The following is a 20,380-nucleotide window of genomic DNA, read 5'->3' as shown; positions in this document are numbered from 1 at the left end:
TGAGAAATGATTAGATGTATCGTAATTGATGATGAAGAATTGGCACAGGAAATACTGGTGTCTCATTTAGGAAAAATCCCAGATGTGGAAATTGTGGGTGTATTTGATAATGCATTCGATGCGATGAAGGGGTTGAAATCAAACGAATTGGACCTAGTATTCTGTGATATTCAAATGCCCGATTTAGATGGGGTGAATTTTCTAAAAAGTATTAAAAATCCTCCTTTATTTGTATTTGTTACCGGTGACCCATCACATGCTATCGAAGGGTATCAATTGAATGTCCTAGATTATATACTAAAGCCTTTTGGTGTAGATCGTCTTTTGCAGACTGTAGAAAAGGCTCAGGCATATTTAAACTTGGAAAAGGGCATGAAACAGGAACGGAACTTTCTGATTATTAAAGATAGATCAAACATTATTATTACACCTTATGATGAAGTGTATTCAATAAAAGCAGATAAGGATTATGTATGGGTAGAAACATTGGAAAAAACATATCATGTATGGAAAAAACTCATGGAGATGGAAGAATCCTTAATGAATGCGAAGCAATTTATTCGTGTTCATAAATCTTACATTATAAATCTGGATTATGCTAAGCAAGTTGAGGGTAATATAATAAAAATGAAAGGTAGTTTAGACGATGTTCCCATTGGCGGCCAATATAAATCGGTATTGTTTAAACGTTTGGGGTTGTCAGGAGGTTAATTTTCACGATCTACTCTCTTTATCTCGCTAATTAGGCTTTTGGCTAGGAAATGGTAAATTACCATTTCTTGTTCTCTTTGTTTGGTGAAGAAAATTCTATTCAATAGCATGTGGACTAGAGAAGAAATTATTCTGGAAGGCATGATTTGAAAATCATTATTCTTTTTACATTGATCTGCGCTTAATATAATCTTGGTATTATATTCCTTAAGTATCGAACCGAAATTAGCGTCTTCTGATTCCATAAAAGAAGAAATCTCATCTTTCTTTTCCCTGAAATTTTTATCCAGTTTGTATTTCAATTTTGGGATAGTGCTAAATTCTTCAAAAAAACTGTCTCTCCATAAATTAAGTAGTGTTATTTTCTCAGCAATTGTATAATTGAATGCTGAGAGAAGATTCTTGGTCATTCTCAATGCGAGCTTCCATCTTAGGTTTTCGCCTTCAAGTTTAACATAGGGTAATAATTTGGTAATAGTCTCACTCTCTAAGTTGAAAATTGATTCGCAATTTTCAATATTGGTGAAGCCATATCGTTCAAGCTCCCTCTCATAAGTATCAAACATGAATTTTGAGATCCGTCGGTTTTCAAGCAATGGTTCCAATGAGTTGTTTATGCATTTGGAGGCTATTAAAAATGTACTATCAAATTCTCCATTTAATTGAAATCGTACACGCAGATGAGGTTCTGGATCGGAGTATCTAATAAAAAACCATTTCTGAATGTTATCATGTTGCTTTAGAACTTGAACTATTCGTTGCAATTCTTCTTGAATGATTCTATCACTTTCCCTTTCTCCACAATAAATTTTTAGATATAGCCATTCGCTTCCTGGAACAAATTTTCGTTTTATACTCTTATCGGACTGCATCGTCAAAGAATTCGGAACTCTAGCTGAATTTCCAATAATTGGAATAATCATTTCATTGGATAATATTTCACCGTCAGAATTAATTACTGGGCTACTAAATTCATCATAAATATTTTCAATTAGTCTTAAATCATTATGATTCAATTCTTTTAGAATGATCTGTTTTCCTATTTCGTTAGCAAGATCAATTAGTACCTCATTGTCCCCATTTGCAATTACAACTTTTGTAGGAAGCTGATAATTTTTTATAATGTATTCGATTTTTTCATTATCATCCCTAAAATTTAAGGACCTAAGTTCTACGTACGGGATATGCCATTCTGCACGGGAAAGAATAAGATGTTTGTAGGATATTCTGGGAAAGAATGTTTTTTTCATGCTTGAATTCCAGTCCCAAGAAATTTTAATGGAATTTTCTTGTTGCTGGACATCACATAAAAATCTATAAATAGTCATTCCATAATAGAAGTTATGCGCACTACTGAGTCGAGGTAAAATATATTTATTTAGTCTTTTTGATCTTAAAATTACTTTTCCATTCTCAACTTTTATACAAATATCACTTAGCTGTATTGTATGATCCTTATCAACTGCGGACTGACTAATAATAGGAATTTCATATTCGAATAAACTTGGTCTAGAAAGAATGTTTCCTGCATTTGCTTTTGGATAAAACACTATTTCTGCCAGAATGGTTTCAATTAGTTGGCTTTGTTCCTCTTGTGCAAGCTTTACAAGTTTGGACTTAAGTGTGTTATCAAGATAAGAGAAACGGGTAAGCAAAGGTAAGCCCGATGAGCCACCACAGCCTTTAAGATGAAATCTGAAATCCTTATGGAGAGAATTTGTTTCTAATAGGTTCCCAAAAATATAGAATCCAAGAGGGAGTCTTGTCTTTTTTGGATGGTTTTGAGTCTTAAAAATTTCAAAATCTTTTTCTTTCAGTTCTATTGTACGTTTATCATAATCTGATTTCGCTGAATATTTTTGTACAATTGATTCAATAAATTCATTATAATCGGGGATACTGTTTTTTTTATTACCGGTTATTCCCTTTAGAAGAGGGAGTTCTTTTTCTAAAAACGTAGCTTGGGTACCATATCCAACACCTTTTTCGAAGTCTAAAGCTTCCATTAAGGGAATTTCCTGATCTCCGTATCGTGCATAAAATTTTTGCGCAAAAAGTTGAAGATCGGCAGATTCTTTGCTGGGATTTAGATGAATTAATTCAAATATCTCCCTTATTAAAATGGAAAGCTCATCAGTATTTAAATTGCCTTCGTTCATTTCCCTCATTGTATCCACTTGGAACAGATTTTTGGGATTCTCATGATATAACCCTGAAAAAGCTTCCTTGTTATTTCTTTTCGAAGAGCTGATTCCTTCTATCTCGGTATTAATTAAAATTTCGGAAAGTTCAATGATACTTTTATGAAAATATGTTCCTTTTGAAATCTTCAGTGTTTTGTTGAAGAAATGATTTACGCTATCAACTGTAGTTATAGGCTCTGTTTCCGGTATAAGAATTTTATGTTCAATCAGATCAAGTATGAATTTTCTTGCTTGAATTTCAGTTACACCAAACTGCACGATAGAATTCATAATCTGTTTGATTGTTTTCCCTGTGCTTACACTACCAATAACTGTCTTGATTAGTATGTTTGAATTGATCCTTGCCCAATTGAAATTTCTATCGGAAATATGATCAACAAATTCGATATATGAGAATGTTTCACCATTATCGACGAGGGTTGAATTTGGATAAAAGATTATATTTTCAATAGTTTTTTCATCTTTTAATAACTGTTTATTTATTATCTCCTGACTAGCATAATCCAACCGGTATTTAGAAAGAAATTTATTGTTTAAAACCAGCTTGGTCTTAACATATGAGATCTTACCAATTGAAACAGAGGAAAATTTTCCAAATGGAGTTGGACGGTTAGACATTCTACTTATGTACTTATATATTGACGGTAAGATATTCTTAGTTTCCTCTGTAAAGGGTTTATTTAATAATGGTTGTAATTGATTAAAAAGATCTTGACTAGCTATCGCAATTGCATCTAGAACCTGAGGGTCTTTAAAGAACTCTAAAGTGAAGTCCCAAAATTCCATTTCAGATCTACAATTATTTACTTTATCAAAAAAGCTAATTGGTAATCTAGGGCTTCTAATTATAAAGAAATCTGCTGGTTTAACAAGCCTATACATTGGTTAACTGTATATTTCTTAATATATTATCTACACAATTATTGAAATTTTCAAAGGAAATTGGCTTCAATAGTTCGTGTTTTTCCCCGAACGGAATGTCCCCCTTATAGTAGTTTAGTGGGGTAGCAGAAATTATGACAAGAATTGAAGATTCCGGAAATTTTGAATAATTGAAATCATTAGCATCTCCAAAAGGTATGACTAAATCAAGGAAAATTAATTTAGGAGAACAAATTTTCAGCAGACTTTGAATTTCAGATTGCTGGCTAGCGGTACCCACCAAGAATAGATCGTTCCTTCGACCAATATAGTCTTGTAACATTTCAATCCCTAATGCTTCATCCTCAATTAGTATACAAGAAAATCTATTCTCCATTGTTTTAGATTTAAATATTCAATCGGTTTATGAATAGGTTGTTGTCATTGTGATTGAAGTGTCAGTTGCTTCAGTCTCATCAAATATTCCCTTACCGGCATTATTTGAATAATCGGCACTCCCGATAATTTGCTTTTCGATCTTTAAAAATTGTTCAATTTCTGAATTAGATAGTTCCATAATTTTTAATATTTAGTGACTAATACTTTTCACTAAAATCTATCTCCTTTCAACTCAAAAAAAATAATCTCGTCAAACTCGTGTTTGACCAATATGAACGGTCGATTTTACCCTATTTCTTTATTTAAAGCGTTTTAACGATATTTTTTGTGCTTGTTTTTAGTTTGTCGGGTAATTCTGTTGGTTGGGATGGGTGAAAATTGAGTTTGACGAGAAAAATTGGTCCGTCGCTCTTTAAGTCTTATAATAATTGACTATGGATCGTAGTGACCAAAAAACTAGGTTGTTCGAAATGGTATGGCACGAATCATAAATGTTATATAAAATGGGGAAATAAATGTCGATCTCTAAAAATATGAATTTGACAGTTTTCTGTATTTATAGACCTAGTCATAATTCTAATCTATTTTTCAGTTGTTAATTTATTGCAACTGTCACATTAAGTCTTGACTACTTCAATTTATAAGTATGGGTTTCTAGGGATTTCAATTAATTTGTATCCATCCTTCTTTAATAATTTTTGTAACTCGATTTCGGGAAGGGTTTTAAATATAATAATACTTAAAGACTGACTTGGTACTATGCCAAAATTTGATAAAAAATCCCTAAGACCTTTTTTGAATAGAATTTTTCTAAACTTTTTCTCAGACTTTACTGCGGGAATTTTTTCACTTCCAGGGAACCAGAAGTTTGGATTGAAATTTTTGATCGCTATCATGGGTAAATTAATACCGGCTGCAAACTTTTCCATTTCCCTTTCGGAAACCTTATATACGAAATTTCCCACAGCTTCATAAGAAAAGCGGTTCTTCCATATCTTATTTACTAAACCATATTTTATCTTCTCTAAAACATTGTTCATAAATAACAAGAATGGCATTTTCATGATCGGATCTTGCGGTTCGATAATAACAATTCCCTTTTTTGCAACTCGGATCATTTCATAAAGAGCAGCATAGGGCCTTGGAAAATGATGATAGGTTTCCTTACATAAAATATAGTCTATGCTATTATTTTCGAATGAGAGATTTTCTGCATTTTCAGCGGAGTATTGCTCAACAATGCCAACCTCCTTAGATACGGCAAGAAATTCATCACTTATATCAGAGGCAATTACATTTTGGACACCATTCTCGATTAAATAGTTAGCATCATGCCCGTAAGCATCACCTACGGTCAACCAGGATGCATTCTTATATTTTGTAATGGGTTTGACACATTCAAAAAACTGATTCTGTAACCAATGGTTTATTGTTCCTTTATATGTCTTTATCCCATTTAACAAAGCTATCTTCTGTTCTTTTTCGGGGAAGAGATTTGTATACCAATTGGAATGTCTATTATAACTGTCTTCTTGAAATGATTCGGTATTGTTGTCTGTATTTTCCATAATGTTATTTTACAAAAACGGTTAGCTCGTAATAATTCTCCCAATATTTCCTTAATGATCTTATATAAGACTGATTTGCTACATTATTTTCCTGTTGGGAGTTTATCAGATCTGTAACGGTAATTTTTCCTGTTGAGAATTGGTCGATCAGTAAAGAGTATCGTTGTTTGGCAATTTCTAGCATCTTCCTTGAAATTTCAATATCTTTTAAACTATATTCAATACCATTAACTGCGCGCCGCATATTTTGGAGGATTATTTTTTTGTCGCTTTCAATAGCTAATTCCACCTCCTTTAAATTATATTCAGCAGCTTTAGCGGTCTCTTTTAATCTTCCCCAATCGAGAATCGGAAAATTTAAGGATAAGGTAGCGCTCTGTCTTGGATTCGCCCGACTATATACATTGCCTAAATGATTATCGGTAGAATTATATCCGACCGAAAGTCCAACATTTATCTTATATCTTTCTTTTTTTACTTTTTCCAAATCTCTTTGAGCTTCAAGAGCTTTAATTTTAAATTCAGTATACTCAGCCATGTTTTTTTCCATGTTGGATACTAGGTCTATATTGTCAATTTTAATTTCAGGTAATTGGGAAGGTAAGCGAAGTTCATTGTCTTTTGAAATGTGAATGCCAATATAATCGGATAGTTCGACAATGGAATTATTAAGATCTTCCAATGCCGCATTTCTTAACTTCTCGGCATCTAGCATCTGAATCTCAATCTGGGAATATTTGTTGAGAGATGTAGTCCCGATTTTCACTTTCTCTTTCTCTTCATTTAATAATCGTTGAAAAGTTTTGTACGCTTCTTCTGAAAGATCGAATGAAGATTTACCCTCAATTACATTGAAGTATAACTTTGTTGTTAATAACGATATTTGCGCTAGTTCCGCTACACTTCTTCTCTTTGTATTTTCAAGTCTTATCGGTTCAATTATATTTAACCATTTGTATTCATTATAAGCATTAATGGGTTGCCGAATAGATAAATTTATGGGAATACCATTATATTGCTTCTCTTTTAATATAAAATCATCAAACCGTGTAAGATTGGAGGACACTGAAACAGTTCCTCCGGTTTGGGGAACAATCTGTGTAATTGCCAATCCTAAAGTGGAATAATTTTGCGACCTTGATTGAAATGAGATAGTTCCGGATGGTTGTATTACACTAAAGTAATCTTTGCTATAATCCAATATATTAGATGTAAAGCTGATTTCCGGTAAAAAGAGCTTTTTGTAACTATTATATTGAGCAATATTTCTTTGATGATGTGCCACCGAGATTTTATTGGCAATTGATTCAGATTTTGCAATTTCGATGATATTCTCTAGCGTATAATCATTTGCCGAGCTCTGACAATATCCGTTAGTTGCCGAGCAAAAAGAAAATATAATAATGTATTTCAGTAGCTTCATAAATTTTTCTTTGTTACTGCATAATAAACCAATGGTATAAAACAGAATGAAAGAATCGTTCCCAGGCTTAAACCCCCAACAACGACGCTTACAAAATTTCGCTGGATATCATTTCCAATACCATGTGAAAAATAAACGGGTACTAATGCTAATGTAGTGGTGAGGGAAACCATGATTAAAGGTTTTAAACAAATTCTCCCTGCATCATGTAAAAGTGAAATGAGATTCTCCCTATCAATGTTTCTGCCTTGGGTTTTTGCTTCCTTTATTAACCTATTGACCGTTTCAACCTTTAAAGTAGGGTCATCTACTATTATACCTAGAACGACTATAATTCCTATACCGGCCATTATATCAAATTCTCCACCCATAATCCAAAGTGTAAAGAATGAACCAAACAGTGCGCAAGGCAATGATGACATAACAACAAATGGATGTAAGAAATTATCAAATTGTATGGCCAGCAGGGCAAAAAGAAGAATTAGGGATAATATAACAACAATGAACAGATCTTTTTTGATCTCTTTCTCAGCTTTGAATGCTCCGGTAAGGGACGCATTTAAGTTTTTTGACTCAATCAGTTCATTTAATTGTTTTTGAATCTTATCAATATTAAACCCTTTTGGCTTCTCATTTATGAATATTGATTTATAGTATCCGAATTTATCTGCCGAAATGGATTGATCTTCATCTGAATAGTCATATGATACAAAGTTTTGCAACTGAAAGTATCCATCGTTGCTATTCTTTAGATAAGATATTTTAAATTTCTGGATTAAGGATGCTGTATCGACGATTTGAGAAGTGAAGACATCACCGTTTCCTGTAAATTTAATTTTTTCGCTGTCATTAAAGATTGATTTTAATTGATGGATCACATCACTTTTTTCCAGCTGATAGCTACTTAATTTTCTTTCATTAAGATGTAGATCCACATTCGTAACTTTTGATAGATTGCTGGAGTTTTCCCATTTCAATTCAGGTAAGGCATTTTTAACAAGCTGGACGTTATTTTCGCTATCTCCACTATCTAAAAAAGCATCCTGTCGAAACCGAATTTCCATTTGCGGTTCATCGTTTTCAAACAAATGTGTAAAGGCATTTTTAGCGCCTGAAATTTTTATAAAGGCATTTGGATAGTTTTCGTTGAAATATGTTGACAGTTTTTTGTCCAATACATTTTTTGATTTGGTGTCTGTACATTTATAGTAAATATCCGAACTATTGATATTGCGCCTTTTTATATCTATCATAAAGTCGCTTATACCTATGTCGGCTTCCCAATGAACAACGCCATGCAGTAATTTTGAGAGTTCGTTTATTCTATTTTCATTTTCTTGTATCCCTACCGGTTCGTTCCAATCTATATTGACAGACGTTTCGTTCTCTTCAAATTGTGGCATGATCCGTATCGGAATACGGACTGCTATTAGATATCCTAATGGAATCAATATTAAAATTCCTAAAACGAATTTCCTCCTGTTTCTAAATATCACTTCGAATAAAACATCATAAAATCTCATGATAAACTTAAATACAAAGGTTTCCTGCCCAGATTTAATTCGCTTTTTACTTCTTGCATTAAAACTATAAAATAAGACAGGCGTTAGAATAAACGCTACAAACAGCGAAACAAACAAGGAAATGGTCAATGCGATTGCTTGGTCATAAATCAGCTCTCCAGCTATTCCACTTAAATAAATAAGTGGGGCATAGATGACAATTGTACTTAAAACTTGACTCAGAACAGGGACGAATACTTCTCCAGCACCTTTAATACAAGCTTCTTCAAGATCAAAATCCAGATAATTTCTTGAAATACTATCAATAACAACAATAGAGTTGTCGATTAGCATTCCAATACCCAAGGCAAGTCCTGATAGCGAAATGATATTGAATGATATTTTGAAATAATAGAAACAGATAAAAGTCAGCAATAATGATATAGGAATACTTATACCCATCAAAACAGGAGACGATATGTTATTGACAAATAGAAAAAGAAGCAATACACATAAAATGCCTCCATAAATAAGGTCCTGTGTCAAGTTTTCTATTCCTGCATTTAGGAGATAGGTCTGATCCTGAGTGAGATCAAAATTTAGCTTGTTATAATCCTTCCTGATTAAATCCAATTCATCATGGACGGACTGTATTACCTCATTCATTCGAGCATTTGCCTGTTTGTGGATCGCTAATACAATTGCCTCATCATTATTGAACAAATGCTTGCCAACTTCCTGGTCCGCTACCGATTCAATTTTTGCAATATCTCTCAATGAAATAACACGATTATTTTCGAGCCGAATGGAGATATCCTTTAAATGGTCAATGTCACTTATATTATTTGCCATCTTGACCAGATAGGAGTAGTTGCCGTCTTTTACTGTTAAAGCACCAGAAGAAGAGCCGCTTGTCTGAACCGTTTCTCTTATCTTTTGTTCTTCGAGTCCTAAATATCTGATCTTTGTTTTATCCAGAATTATTCTGACACTTCTAGTCTTTAAACCATTGATATCAACTAGGGAAACGCCTTCTATTTTTTCTATCCTTCTTTTGATAAGTTGAAGTGTGATATCAGATGCTTCCAAAAGGTCAATACCTACTTGTGGTGTGATCTGTAGATTTACTATCGGAACATCTGAAACATTTTGTTTAATTAGTTGTGGTCTAATAAAATCGCTTGGAAGATCAGGAAGCAACTGGTCAATACGTTCATTTAGTTTAATAAATTCATCACTCATATTTGTTCCGAATTCATACGATAAGTTTACTAATGCAAAGTGACTATATGATTCGCTCTCTATGGATTTGATTGATCCTACAGAACTGATCCCTTCCCTGATAATTTTTGTAACGTTGGATTCAACCGACTGTGCTGCATGGTTTGGATAGTTTATTTTTATCTGGATGGCAGGTTTCTCAATATTAGGTAGCAAAGAGACGGGAATGTTGAAAAAACAAAAGCCACCCCATACAACTGCAATTAAAAAAATAAGGTATACGGCCAGTGATTTATGCAAAAGAAACTTCATCATAATGTAGCCTTAATTTAGTACCACATTAGAATTATGGGAAAGATAATTGTTATTGGAGACAATTACGGAACTTCCCGGTAAGAGACCATTTTTGATTTCCACTTGATCGCCATTGACTACACCGATCTTTACCTCATTCCATATTGCTTTTCCAGATTCATAAGTAAATACAATATCCTTTCCTGACCTTTTTACCAACGCATTTTTAGGAACCCATAAACTCCTTTGAGGATTGACTAAAACCTCAACATCTACATTCATTCCGAGATAAAGGCGATTTGGATTTAGTATATCTGCAATAATTTCAATGGTACCATTCTCGTCAACTATGGGATTAATTTCTGAGATCTTGGCCTGAAAAGTACCGTTGAATGCTTGTGGGACAATTTTAATATTATCTCCGATTTTTATCAATTTGATTTCACTTTCCATGATTCTAAAAGAACATTTTAGATTGGACGTTGAATAGATCTTGAATAATTCGTCTCCCTCTTTGATTACACTTTTATTTCCTATTTTGGTATCATAGATAGTTCCGGTAACTGGGGAAACGATCGTTAGTTTCTTTTGCTTTGATTTCAATTCATCAAGTTCGATTTGAGAAATTGCGACTCCAGATTCGATTTCGAGCCGTTTCAATACCGTGTCAGTAAACTGTCGCCCATCTATGCTGTTTAATCTGCTCTGGCTTATTGAATCACTTTTATACGTTAAACTGTTATTAAATAAGGAGGCTTTTGTTTTACGTAGGCTGTAGTCCAGTTCGTCATTTCTTAATTGCAAAAGCAGGCTATTTTCCTGCACATGTTTTCCATTCTTTAATTCAGACCTCAGAACTATACCATCTATTGGCGAATAAATGGTATAATTATTTTTAGAAACTATTTTACCATTCGAATAGATTGAAAATGAAAGATCGGATTCATCTACTTTTTTAGCATGTACTACTATATTCTTATCCGATTTTTCGGAATTAGTGGATTTGGCCGTTTTTACCTCAGATTCTTGCGTTCCAGAACAAGAAAATAGGATTGAAGCAAAAAGAAAATATGCTATCCTCCTGTTCATTATTGAATAATGGAATTATACGTATTATCATCAAAATTTTGAATCTCACCAATTTCTCCATCATTTCCCTTGAAAGAAATAACTTGCGGATAGTTGGAGACAATTTCCGGTGCCAAGAAATAATTATCCTGATCAATCTTAACATTAGAATTTTTTAGAAATTCTTCTCCGACTTCATTTTTTAGAAGTTTTTTGTCCATTACTCCTGTAAATACTATGGTAACACTATCTTTTATTTTACTATAGTTATTCACTAAAAAATAAGTTGCATTAGATATACATCCGCCGCACCCTGCGCCAGGGACTACCACTACATATTTTTGATTCTCGATGTGGTTTTGATTTAAGGCGTTCTTATACAACCCGCTATTTTTGTTGCCTTCGGAACAAGAAGCAAATAATAAGAGTAAAGCTGTTATTTTAAATATTCGCATCTTTTTTCAGTTTATATCTATCAAAATATAGGTTATTGTTATCTTCGTTATATTTCTTTTTATTGAATACATACATATATCCATTATCAAAAAATATCATTCTGTAATCCAATTCCGTTGCGTCCGGTAAAATTGTTTCTCCAATTTTATTGAAGTTATTGTCCATGATTATTGCGCTATATTTAAATTTATAGCGGGTTAATGGATCTCTATATTCTGATTTCGTCCTTGGTAGATAAGCTAAACGAACATACACGTCATTTATGTCATCATAAAAAACTGAATAATAAGAAGGATTGGTCAGTTCAAATTCTGCTGACTTAGCCATGTCATCATGACTAGGATTTAGAGTTTTATCATTTTTGTTAGATAAAAATGGATCAATACTTTTGAAGTTCTCGCTTCCGATAAATTGACTAGGTGTCACTTTTTCGTCATTCAAATTGAATGTATATAAATGGGGATCAGCTGCATAACCCATTATTAAGCTGTTTTCTTTGGAGTTCTGGGTTCCATATAAGTAATAAAGGTTCATGTTATGGCCCCAAAATCCATAGTTATATAAATTGATCCTATTGAATAATGGTTCTATTTCTTTATTGGCTAGATTGACCTTTAGCAGATCCTTGATTTCGTTCTGAGGAGAATAATATACGTTATATGCGCACAATAAATAGGCAGTTCCATCCTTATATATAATTGGCGAATTGGTGCTTGGATTAGGTTTTGGACTGCTATCAACTATTGAATTTTCAGTGACTAATTGAACACGATCCAAAAGATCCCCATTTGTATTCAATACATTTAGGTAATCCATATTAAAAAAGAGAATTGAATCCTTCGAGATAACTTTATGCATCGAAGGAAGATTGATTGCTCCTGTATTATTCCTACCTTCCTGAAATAAGGGAACTTTCTTAATAATTGCTTTCTTATCAAAATCGAATAATAGAATAGACTTTGAGGAAGGATTCAGAAATGAAATCGTCTTAGTGTTGTCATTTTTATCCTTAAAAATATCAATACCGTAGATCTTGCTATCTGTATTTTCATCTACGGGTAATAGATAAGAATCTGTAAATTCTAGCGTAGCGCTCTTTTTATAAGATTTGGCGTTTTCATCTTTATATTCGACGGGATTATCACCAGATCCTGAACACCCATATATCGTACTGGAAAGTAAAAGTAACCGCAGAGAATTGATAAGTCTATCACTCATTTATTGGAGATTTTAAAAATAACTGATTTTTAGATTTTTGAGATTTTAATAAAGAGAACTGTTCTCAATTGAACAGTTCTCTAAGGCAATTAACCACCAATGTTGTCAATTACCGTTCTGTTACCAGCACAATCTGATCCCGATGTAGCGTAGCGGTTACACTCCACTCCATACGTGGCACTTACACATTTACCAATTGATGGTCCTGAGGCAAGACTTAAACAATAAGTCCCAACGGCGATGTGCGCAGAAGCTGAACCTGCAATACCACCAAGCAACAAAGCAAATGCTGCTACTTTTTTAATTGATTTTTTCATGTTAAATGAATTAATGAAATAATGCCTACGATTATGGGTTTAGGCTTCCCCGTAATTGATTACTGTTCTATCAAATTTAATTAAAAGACATTCAGGGTTTTGATTGCATTTTTGACATTCTGATAGTAAGTTTTTCATTTTTACCAATCACGGGGAAATTTAAAAATCATTATTTAAGTGTCTCCTTATTTACTGAAAATAATGGAATTACGAATGTGGTAATAAAAACAATTGCAATGGATGATGCTAAAATTCCGATGGAAAAAGCTGACCAAAAAGGATCATTAAATTGAGTGATTAGGTAAGTAAGATTTCCAATATTCACAATAAGAAAGGATAGGCTTATTAATTTAATGTTCTGGCGGAGATGGATTCTGCTACCTCCTATTTTTACTACTACACCTAAATCTTCCCAAAAATAAAGAAGATAACAAAATCCAATTATTATGGTAAATATAAAAGAGGCCTGCCCCCCTTCATCAAATTTAAAATCACCAATATAAAAGGTTGCAAAGATGGCCGAAAGAGATATGTAAACCATAAGGAAAACCAAGCCTGCTTTTCTAAAACTATTCAATCGAATTGTTAATAGGATAAAGATAAAGGATGTTGTAGAAAGAAATATTAGCAATTTTGTCGTCAGAGGTTTCGAACTTTCATGATCGCTTAAGACATTGATTAAGTAACCTTCTGGAAGATTTTTATTTATTCTTTCTGTTTCTTCTAAAAGATATTTGTATCCCGTTTCGAGAGATCCTACATATTTTAAATTTAATATCTGAATATATTGCCTGTTCTCCCGGACGATTGATTCTACTCTGTCTGCTTTTAGGAAGGTCGTTAACGAATTTGGCTTGATATAACGATCTTCAAGTCTAATAGGGTGGGTTAAAAATTCATTAATCGTCAGATTATCTTGATTTTTTGCAGTTATTTTTATTGGAATATTTTCGTTGTATATATTAACAAACATTTTCTTATCCATGATTTCCGAATTGTTCAGGATAAGTTCCGATTTAACATTCTTATCATCCAATTCTAACTGTGCCAGTTGTCTGTCATTTACAGACATTTTGTATTCATGATTATTATCTGAAATAAATTGGTTGTCAGAAGCTAATGTGGCACTATTGATTCTATCATTTTTGGAAATCTCTGTTTTAACAAATTCACCTATTTCTTTTAATTTGGCAAAATTATATCCACTTATTTTTAATTGGAAACTAGGATGTTCCTTAGTCATTTTATTACTAAACCCTTTGCCAATACCAAAAAACGTCCAACCAACACCACCTAAGTTTTGAGATGCATTGATTAACTGTTGCCTCAATTTTTCAGGGTAATGAATAGGTATATCATTTAAAAATTTGACTCGAATAGTTCCTCGTTGTCCAGAAAAAACCTGTGAGACATATAGTTCTATATATTCGGTGTCTGAAAGAAATTTTTCTAAGTATTCCAGTGAGCTTTTCATTTGTTCTGCTGTTGCGCCAATTGGCTGTTCAGCATAAATATTCAAAGAAGTTTCTTGCGAATCTTCAAAATCTGTATTTACATAAATATTTTCATGGAATAATCTCCACATACCTCCAAGTGCTAAACTGGATACCGGAATAATCTTATCCTGTAAAAAGGGTGTTCCAAAAATTTTATTGTAAGTGTTGTTGCCCTCTATTTTGGAAGGAAGCATAAAGAGAGGTATTCCTGTAAAGGAAAGAACAAGAAATAAAATAATATATCTGAACTTTATTATTTTAACATTCGTAAAAACTGTCAGATTTTTGCTGCTCTTTTGTCTGTTCGAATTTTTTGTTAGCAAATTGTGTAAACTGTTAGCAAAAAGGAAATTGGGAATTGTTCCCACTGCAATTACAATTATTGAAAATTTTAGAATGGATTGAAGTTGATGAAGATCTTGATAATCTAAAAATTCTATCGCCATATAAATAGAAGCAGCAATAAGAAATATAATTATTTGGGATTGCTGTATTCGTTTTTTGCCTATTTTATCAAATTGTCCCAACGCAATTAGTAGGTTAAAACATAAAAGTGATAAAATGAAGGAGATACTATTTAATGTAATTAAGTCAATTGGAATCTTAAATAAAGAATAAATTAGAACTAATATGCAGAAATTTATTATTATGGTTGTAATTACAATTAGGAGGTATTTCCAGTTCTTAAATAATAGTAATACCAAAGCAATAAGTAAAAGAGTAATTGCGCCATTTATCATAGCTATTCTGACGAGTTTCCTTAAATGTTTGGAATTATCCTGTTCTAACCTTAATTCACTTCCTTCTGGAAGTTCTTTTTTGATCTTATCCAAAACTTCGGAAATTTTCGAATAGGTCGTTAAAACATTTTCTGATTGATCCTCATAAATATGGATCAATGCTGTGTTTTTTCCATTGATACGATATGAAAAATCATTTTTCTCATAAGTTTCAGAAATAGTGGTAATGTCCCGTAATTTGACTAAGGGAGTATTTTTTAAAACGATCTCTTCTAATGCTGAGGTGCCCACTGAGTGTGACGCTAGTCTAACAAAATAATTCATGCCATGATCAGTTACATTTCCAAGATAATTTTCGTTTGTAAGACCTTGAAGGGAAGTGATTACATCACTAATAGCAATCTTTCTTGAAAACATTCGATTTTTATCATATTCAATTTGAATAATCTTTCTGCTTCCTCCAGTAACTTCCAATGTAGCTGGGATATCATTGTTTCTAAATATTTTTTCAAAAATTGTTTTTATAGAATTGATCTCTGAATTGCTTATTCCGGCTATGGAATATGATATTAAAGGTTGTTTTTCTGATCCTTGTCCTATTTGTGATATGATCGGAAAAGTTGTTCCGGGGGGTAAGTCTTCAAAAACTTGCCTTAGATTTAATAGTATATCGAATCTTTTTTGCGATAGGCTGGAGGTGGTATTAAAAGAAACTTTTATAGAGCCATTGTCCTCGGTTGAAAAGGAGCTAATTGTTTTGATATTATCTATTCTAGATAAAGCGTTTTCAATTTTTGAGGTAACATATTGTTCGGTTTCTTCAGGTGTTGTTTTAAAGGTAGAAAAGGATATCTCTAACGAGCTTTCCGCTGAGTTTTGGTTCAATTGAAAATTTAAGTTTCTTTTAGAAAATATACTTATGAAACCTAGAATAAAAAAGATTATGATTAATCTAAATGAAGTAACCATCGTTTTGTTTAATTAGGATCTCACCTAACAATTCCTTCATTTGATTTATGTCCGAATTTAGATTCGTTATTTGTTTAGCAATTATATTTTCCTGATTATCATGAATGCTTGAATCTTCTTGTATGATTTCCGCAATAAATGACATTAATTCCAAATTATAGCATTCTGCGAGTTGAAGTAATTTGGATAATGGTATTTCATGGTAATCATTTTCCCATGACGAATAACACGGCCTAGAGACATGTATTAAATCAGCTATTTCATTTTGTGTATAACCATGTTGTATTCTATGTTTTTTTAGTACCGACCCGATTACTAGCTTTGAACACTCTATTTTTTTATTTGGTTTCTTCATGAGCTACTGATTGAATGCTAAAAGATACAATTGAAGCCTTTATTAATCAAAAATTCTCGACAAACTCAAGTTTGACCAATACGAACACTTAGTTTACTAATATATTATTTACAGCTTGTCAAAACTCAAAGACAATAATTATTTACCCACTAATATTTAGACTACTTTTTTATGATTTTAGATTCTAAAAATGGGCAATTTGAAATTGTTCAATTACTAAAAATAATAATATTGAAAAATTAGGTTTACAGTGATATGTGTTATTCAAGCCTCTACTTAAGTTGGGTGGGAAAGAGTTTCTATAAAAAAAAATGGATTTAATATAATATCAGTTATGTCAAAAAATATAGTTTTAAAAGATAGCAGCAATCTTGATAAAGTGGATAAAAAAGACAATTCTATAGCAGACCTAAAAATAAAAAATGATGAAAAATTAGTAAATTTAATTGTTAAAATTTTGGTTAACAAAGCAATAAAGGAGGCTAATGAAAAAGGGTATACGCTATTTAAGATACAGCAGTGATGGTCAAAGTTTACATAGTATCGAACGTTAGGATTTGATAACAAGTCAATGGATGAATAATAGTGGTGTGGAAATAGTGGATACATTTATCGACGAATGACACTCTGCACGAAACTTTGACAGGCCAGATATTAAGGTTCTTTTTGACTTTATCAAAAAGAACCATGATCAAATTGATTACTTGGTTGTAGCTGAATTAACAAGATTTAGTAGAATTACAGGTGACGCTATTAATATGGTTACCAAGATTCAATCGCTTTACGATGTTAGAATTGTAAGCGCTAGTAGAGGATCAATTTATGATTGTATGGATCATAATTCATTCTTTATAATGGGGCTTGAATTTTTAATGGGCAATTCTGAAAGTATAAAAAGACAGAATGATATAAATGCAGGAATCTATACAGCCAAAGCAGTTAAAGGTCTTTGGATTCAAGGCGGGCGGGCTCCATTCGGTTATAAAAAGGAGGGTAATAATGGGGAACGTCGTCTAGTAGTTGATGAAAGTGAAGCAATTGTCGTTAGATATATTTATGATGCTTATATAGCTGGAGTTGCTTTATACAAAATAAAGGAAAAGGCTTTAGAAATGGGATTAAATCGCACGGCAACTACTGCCGTTGAAAGAATACTGACAAATCCTTTGTATTATGGCTTTCACCAAGTCAAAGCATGGAAACAAAATCCAGGTGGATTATTCCCTTTAAAAAATCACGAACCAATTATTGAAGCAACGACTTGGAAATTAGTAAATGAAAAAATAAAAAGAGGTAATAAAGAAAGGAAAATTTATGACGACCAGATTCCGTTACGTGGTGCTTTACGCTGCCATTGTGGAAAACTATTAACAGGTGCAGCAAGCAAAGGTAAAATGGGAACATACTATTATTACTATAAATGTAGTATTGCTAGTTCACATAATAATATAAATGCTGAGAGAGCTCACAGACAATTATCCGGCGCTTTAGAATTAATGAGTCTTCCTGAAAAATTAATATCCAGTATAAAGGAGAAGAGTGAGATCGAGATGGATATAACTTTAAGAGAACATAAAACATTATTAAAACAACGCCAAATAGAATACGAGCAGACTGGCGAAAAACTTATGTCAATCGAAGAAAAATGGATTACAAATCGGATTCAACACGATACATATGAAAGATGGCATAATGAGTTGACTATAAAAAAAGAATCTCTTAAAGAACAAATAGATAAGTTAAGACATAATGGAGATAAGACATATTCATTGTTAAGAGATCAATTATTTTATCTTTCAGACCTAAATTACGTCTATACAGAAGCTAACACAATAGAAAAGCAGGAACTCATTAAAATGGTGTTCGGTGACTTTTTATACTATGAAAACGGTATCTATCGAACTCCGTATATTATGGGGACTTTTGTTCGTAATGAATTGAAAATGAGAGAAATGGGTTATTTGTATTATACAAAAAAACGGGATAATTGAAAAATTATCCCGTCAAGTGGAGCTGGAGAGATTCGAACTCTCGTCCAGTCATGGTACTGTATACGCTTTCTACATGTTTAGCTTCTCTTTGATTGTCGAGCGAGGGAAGGTGAGTCGCTTACCTATACCGTACGCCGTAGTTGCTGTTTCTCACAAGTGCTTAGCAACATCACACTTGCCAGTTCTATCGTTCGATGCCCCGAATGTTAAACCAAAGAACAGGATCTAACGGGACAAATAGCTATGTTAAGTCTAACTTAAGCAGCTAAGGCGTAGTTTTCTTCGCCAGTTGTAATTCTGAAAGTTCCGATTAAAGTGCTCTACTAACAACGCACTACATGCTTACATAACCGTCTCCATCCTGTCAATTCCGGTCAACCCCAATTATGTTTTACAAAGATACAGCTTTTTTGATGATAAATCAACACAGACAGCTTTTATTTGGGGAGTACCCTGTTATAAATAGCGGCAAGGTGTCATGTGCTCAAACTGTAGCACGAATAACGAACTGCGCTTGGGCTTCAAACTTAATTGTTGATTAATGATAAATTTCGAAGTAATGGGGCCCGCTGCCGCAAAATTTAAAATGAAATATTGATCTTATTTTCACCCTGAACTGGGTCGTCTTCTTTGGTTGTGAATTTGCTTAAGGTTATTTTCTTTCCACCAATATCACAGACAAATGTATCTGTCCCATCATCAACTATCTTTCCTTTTTCCTGATAGAATGCTTTCACCTTTTCAAAGGAATCGGCTGTAAACAGAAATAGGTCTCCAGCTGGATTATCCGTTTGATCGGTGGAAAAGTTGTAATAGGTGATTTTACCATTGGGATACATTGGAATCAGTTTGCAAAGTACATCCGGAGCGGTTTCGATAACGGCATCCCTAAAGTAATAGTCCATCCCACCTTTGTCGTTCGGAGTACCTTTGGCAGCTGAACTATCTTCCATATAATTGATCAATAATGCCAGGCCGATCAATATGGGGAGACCGATTAAAATGCATTTGAAGAAAAATTTGCGCCGGTTTTTATCGCGTAATAAAAAGTTGATTTCACTCATGCTATGGGGCTGTTTGGATTGATCCTAATTTCTATCTTTTTGAAGAATTAATAAATGGTGAATATATTAAATTCTTTATGATTTGTTGTAGTCAGTTACGTCAATCGCATTATTGAGGTGGAAAGGGATGTTTTAAAAATAAGGTAGGTGGTATTGGAGCAGATTTGTGTAGTTTGCCATTTAGCTGGACTAGAATTCGGAAATAGGGTTCAATATTGTCTGATATTCTTGAATTATATGGACTTTTTCTTCTTCCGTGAATGACTTTTTTGCCACTCCATGCAATCCTTGTTCACCATAGTATTCATAAAGCCTAAGCCAATATTGTAAATTGGATTTACTTAACCCTTCGTTTTTTGCAAGGCTGCAAATGCTCTCTTTACCTTGTAGAATAATAGTTACTAAGCGTAACCTAAACTCCAAATCATATTTCTGTTTTTTGCTCATAGAAATGCCCCAAAATAAGTGTCTAACTTTTTGGGGCACGTCTAAATTCGGAATCGAACTTGGACCTTATTTAATC

At 33.0% G+C, this 20,380-nt stretch carries 17 protein-coding genes, 1 other RNA gene and 1 pseudogene; 4 read left to right on the top strand and 15 right to left on the bottom strand.

What is annotated here, in order from left to right; translation table 11 throughout:
• Window positions 1-6 precede the first annotated feature (6 nt).
• A complete protein-coding gene (locus tag DFQ12_RS26560) occupies window positions 7-711 on the top strand; it encodes a LytR/AlgR family response regulator transcription factor (RefSeq protein WP_120262041.1) in 705 nt (234 codons plus the stop codon).
• Here the strand turns inward: DFQ12_RS26560 and DFQ12_RS26555 are convergent.
• From DFQ12_RS26555 to DFQ12_RS26505, 12 genes are all read right to left on the bottom strand, one after another.
• The gene (locus DFQ12_RS26555) at window positions 708-3,797 is read right to left on the bottom strand and encodes a lantibiotic dehydratase (RefSeq protein WP_120262040.1); all 3,090 of its coding nucleotides are present in this window, start codon (window positions 3,795-3,797) and stop codon (window positions 708-710) included. The two genes, DFQ12_RS26560 and DFQ12_RS26555, sit on opposite strands and share 4 nt — an antisense overlap.
• Window positions 3,790-4,173, bottom strand: coding sequence for a response regulator (locus DFQ12_RS26550; protein WP_120262039.1), 384 nt, complete (start codon window positions 4,171-4,173; stop codon window positions 3,790-3,792). The genes DFQ12_RS26555 and DFQ12_RS26550 overlap by 8 nt, the downstream gene beginning before the upstream one ends.
• 27 nt (window positions 4,174-4,200) lie before the next feature.
• Entirely contained in the window at window positions 4,201-4,353 is a 153-nt protein-coding gene (locus tag DFQ12_RS28245; RefSeq protein WP_167457361.1) for a hypothetical protein, read from the bottom strand.
• Between the two features lie 460 nt (window positions 4,354-4,813).
• The gene (locus tag DFQ12_RS26545) at window positions 4,814-5,743 is read right to left on the bottom strand and encodes a class I SAM-dependent methyltransferase (RefSeq protein WP_120262038.1); all 930 of its coding nucleotides are present in this window, start codon (window positions 5,741-5,743) and stop codon (window positions 4,814-4,816) included.
• 4 nt (window positions 5,744-5,747) lie between these two features.
• The gene (locus DFQ12_RS26540) at window positions 5,748-7,166 is read right to left on the bottom strand and encodes a TolC family protein (RefSeq protein ID WP_120262037.1); all 1,419 of its coding nucleotides are present in this window, start codon (window positions 7,164-7,166) and stop codon (window positions 5,748-5,750) included.
• Window positions 7,163-10,204, bottom strand: a complete 3,042-nt coding sequence (locus DFQ12_RS26535; RefSeq protein WP_120262036.1) for an efflux RND transporter permease subunit — start codon at window positions 10,202-10,204, stop codon at window positions 7,163-7,165. The genes DFQ12_RS26540 and DFQ12_RS26535 overlap by 4 nt, the downstream gene beginning before the upstream one ends.
• A 9-nt stretch (window positions 10,205-10,213) precedes the next feature.
• Window positions 10,214-11,272, bottom strand: coding sequence for an efflux RND transporter periplasmic adaptor subunit (locus tag DFQ12_RS26530; RefSeq protein ID WP_120262035.1), 1,059 nt, complete (start codon window positions 11,270-11,272; stop codon window positions 10,214-10,216).
• Window positions 11,272-11,706: a hypothetical protein gene (locus DFQ12_RS26525; protein ID WP_120262034.1), complete on the bottom strand. Its 435-nt coding sequence runs from the start codon at window positions 11,704-11,706 to the stop codon at window positions 11,272-11,274. The genes DFQ12_RS26530 and DFQ12_RS26525 overlap by 1 nt, the downstream gene beginning before the upstream one ends.
• Window positions 11,693-12,925, bottom strand: a complete 1,233-nt coding sequence (locus DFQ12_RS26520) for a DUF4221 family protein (RefSeq protein WP_120262033.1) — start codon at window positions 12,923-12,925, stop codon at window positions 11,693-11,695. Before DFQ12_RS26520 ends, DFQ12_RS26525 begins: the two co-directional genes overlap by 14 nt.
• Before the next feature lie 89 nt (window positions 12,926-13,014).
• Window positions 13,015-13,242 carry a hypothetical protein gene (locus tag DFQ12_RS26515; RefSeq protein ID WP_120262032.1) on the bottom strand — a complete coding sequence of 76 codons (228 nt, stop codon included), beginning with the start codon at window positions 13,240-13,242 and terminating at the stop codon, window positions 13,015-13,017.
• Between the two features lie 169 nt (window positions 13,243-13,411).
• On the bottom strand, window positions 13,412-16,447 hold the full coding sequence (locus tag DFQ12_RS26510; protein ID WP_120262031.1) for an efflux RND transporter permease subunit: 3,036 nt from the start codon (window positions 16,445-16,447) through the stop codon (window positions 13,412-13,414).
• Window positions 16,431-16,802, bottom strand: coding sequence for a helix-turn-helix domain-containing protein (locus DFQ12_RS26505; protein ID WP_120262030.1), 372 nt, complete (start codon window positions 16,800-16,802; stop codon window positions 16,431-16,433). The genes DFQ12_RS26510 and DFQ12_RS26505 overlap by 17 nt, the downstream gene beginning before the upstream one ends.
• Before the next feature lie 334 nt (window positions 16,803-17,136).
• Between DFQ12_RS26505 and DFQ12_RS26500 the strand changes: the two genes are divergently transcribed.
• The 3 genes and pseudogenes from DFQ12_RS26500 (at window position 17,137) to DFQ12_RS26495 (ending at window position 18,793) form a co-directional block, all read left to right on the top strand.
• On the top strand, window positions 17,137-17,325 hold the full coding sequence (locus DFQ12_RS26500) for a hypothetical protein (RefSeq protein ID WP_120262029.1): 189 nt from the start codon (window positions 17,137-17,139) through the stop codon (window positions 17,323-17,325).
• 115 nt (window positions 17,326-17,440) lie between these two features.
• Window positions 17,441-17,728 (top strand): annotated as a pseudogene (locus DFQ12_RS28555) (recombinase family protein); the annotation flags it as partial.
• On the top strand, window positions 17,711-18,793 hold the full coding sequence (locus DFQ12_RS26495) for a recombinase family protein (RefSeq protein WP_279634439.1): 1,083 nt from the start codon (window positions 17,711-17,713) through the stop codon (window positions 18,791-18,793). The pseudogene DFQ12_RS28555 and the gene DFQ12_RS26495, both read left to right, overlap by 18 nt.
• Before the next feature lie 14 nt (window positions 18,794-18,807).
• Here the strand turns inward: DFQ12_RS26495 and ssrA are convergent.
• The 3 genes from ssrA to DFQ12_RS28700 form a co-directional block, all read right to left on the bottom strand.
• Window positions 18,808-19,175, bottom strand: a transfer-messenger RNA (tmRNA) gene (ssrA, locus tag DFQ12_RS26490).
• 199 nt (window positions 19,176-19,374) lie between these two features.
• Window positions 19,375-19,857 carry a hypothetical protein gene (locus tag DFQ12_RS26485; protein ID WP_120262027.1) on the bottom strand — a complete coding sequence of 161 codons (483 nt, stop codon included), beginning with the start codon at window positions 19,855-19,857 and terminating at the stop codon, window positions 19,375-19,377.
• 189 nt (window positions 19,858-20,046) lie between these two features.
• The gene (locus DFQ12_RS28700) at window positions 20,047-20,304 is read right to left on the bottom strand and encodes a transposase (RefSeq protein WP_120262026.1); all 258 of its coding nucleotides are present in this window, start codon (window positions 20,302-20,304) and stop codon (window positions 20,047-20,049) included.
• Between the last annotated feature and the right edge of the window lie 76 nt (window positions 20,305-20,380).

Source organism: Sphingobacterium detergens (assembly GCF_003610355.1).
In the GTDB taxonomy this organism is placed as follows: Bacteria; Bacteroidota; Bacteroidia; order Sphingobacteriales; family Sphingobacteriaceae; genus Sphingobacterium; species Sphingobacterium detergens.
Note: the sequence above shows the minus strand (reverse complement) of the source record. Positions and strands in the feature narration are given on the sequence as shown.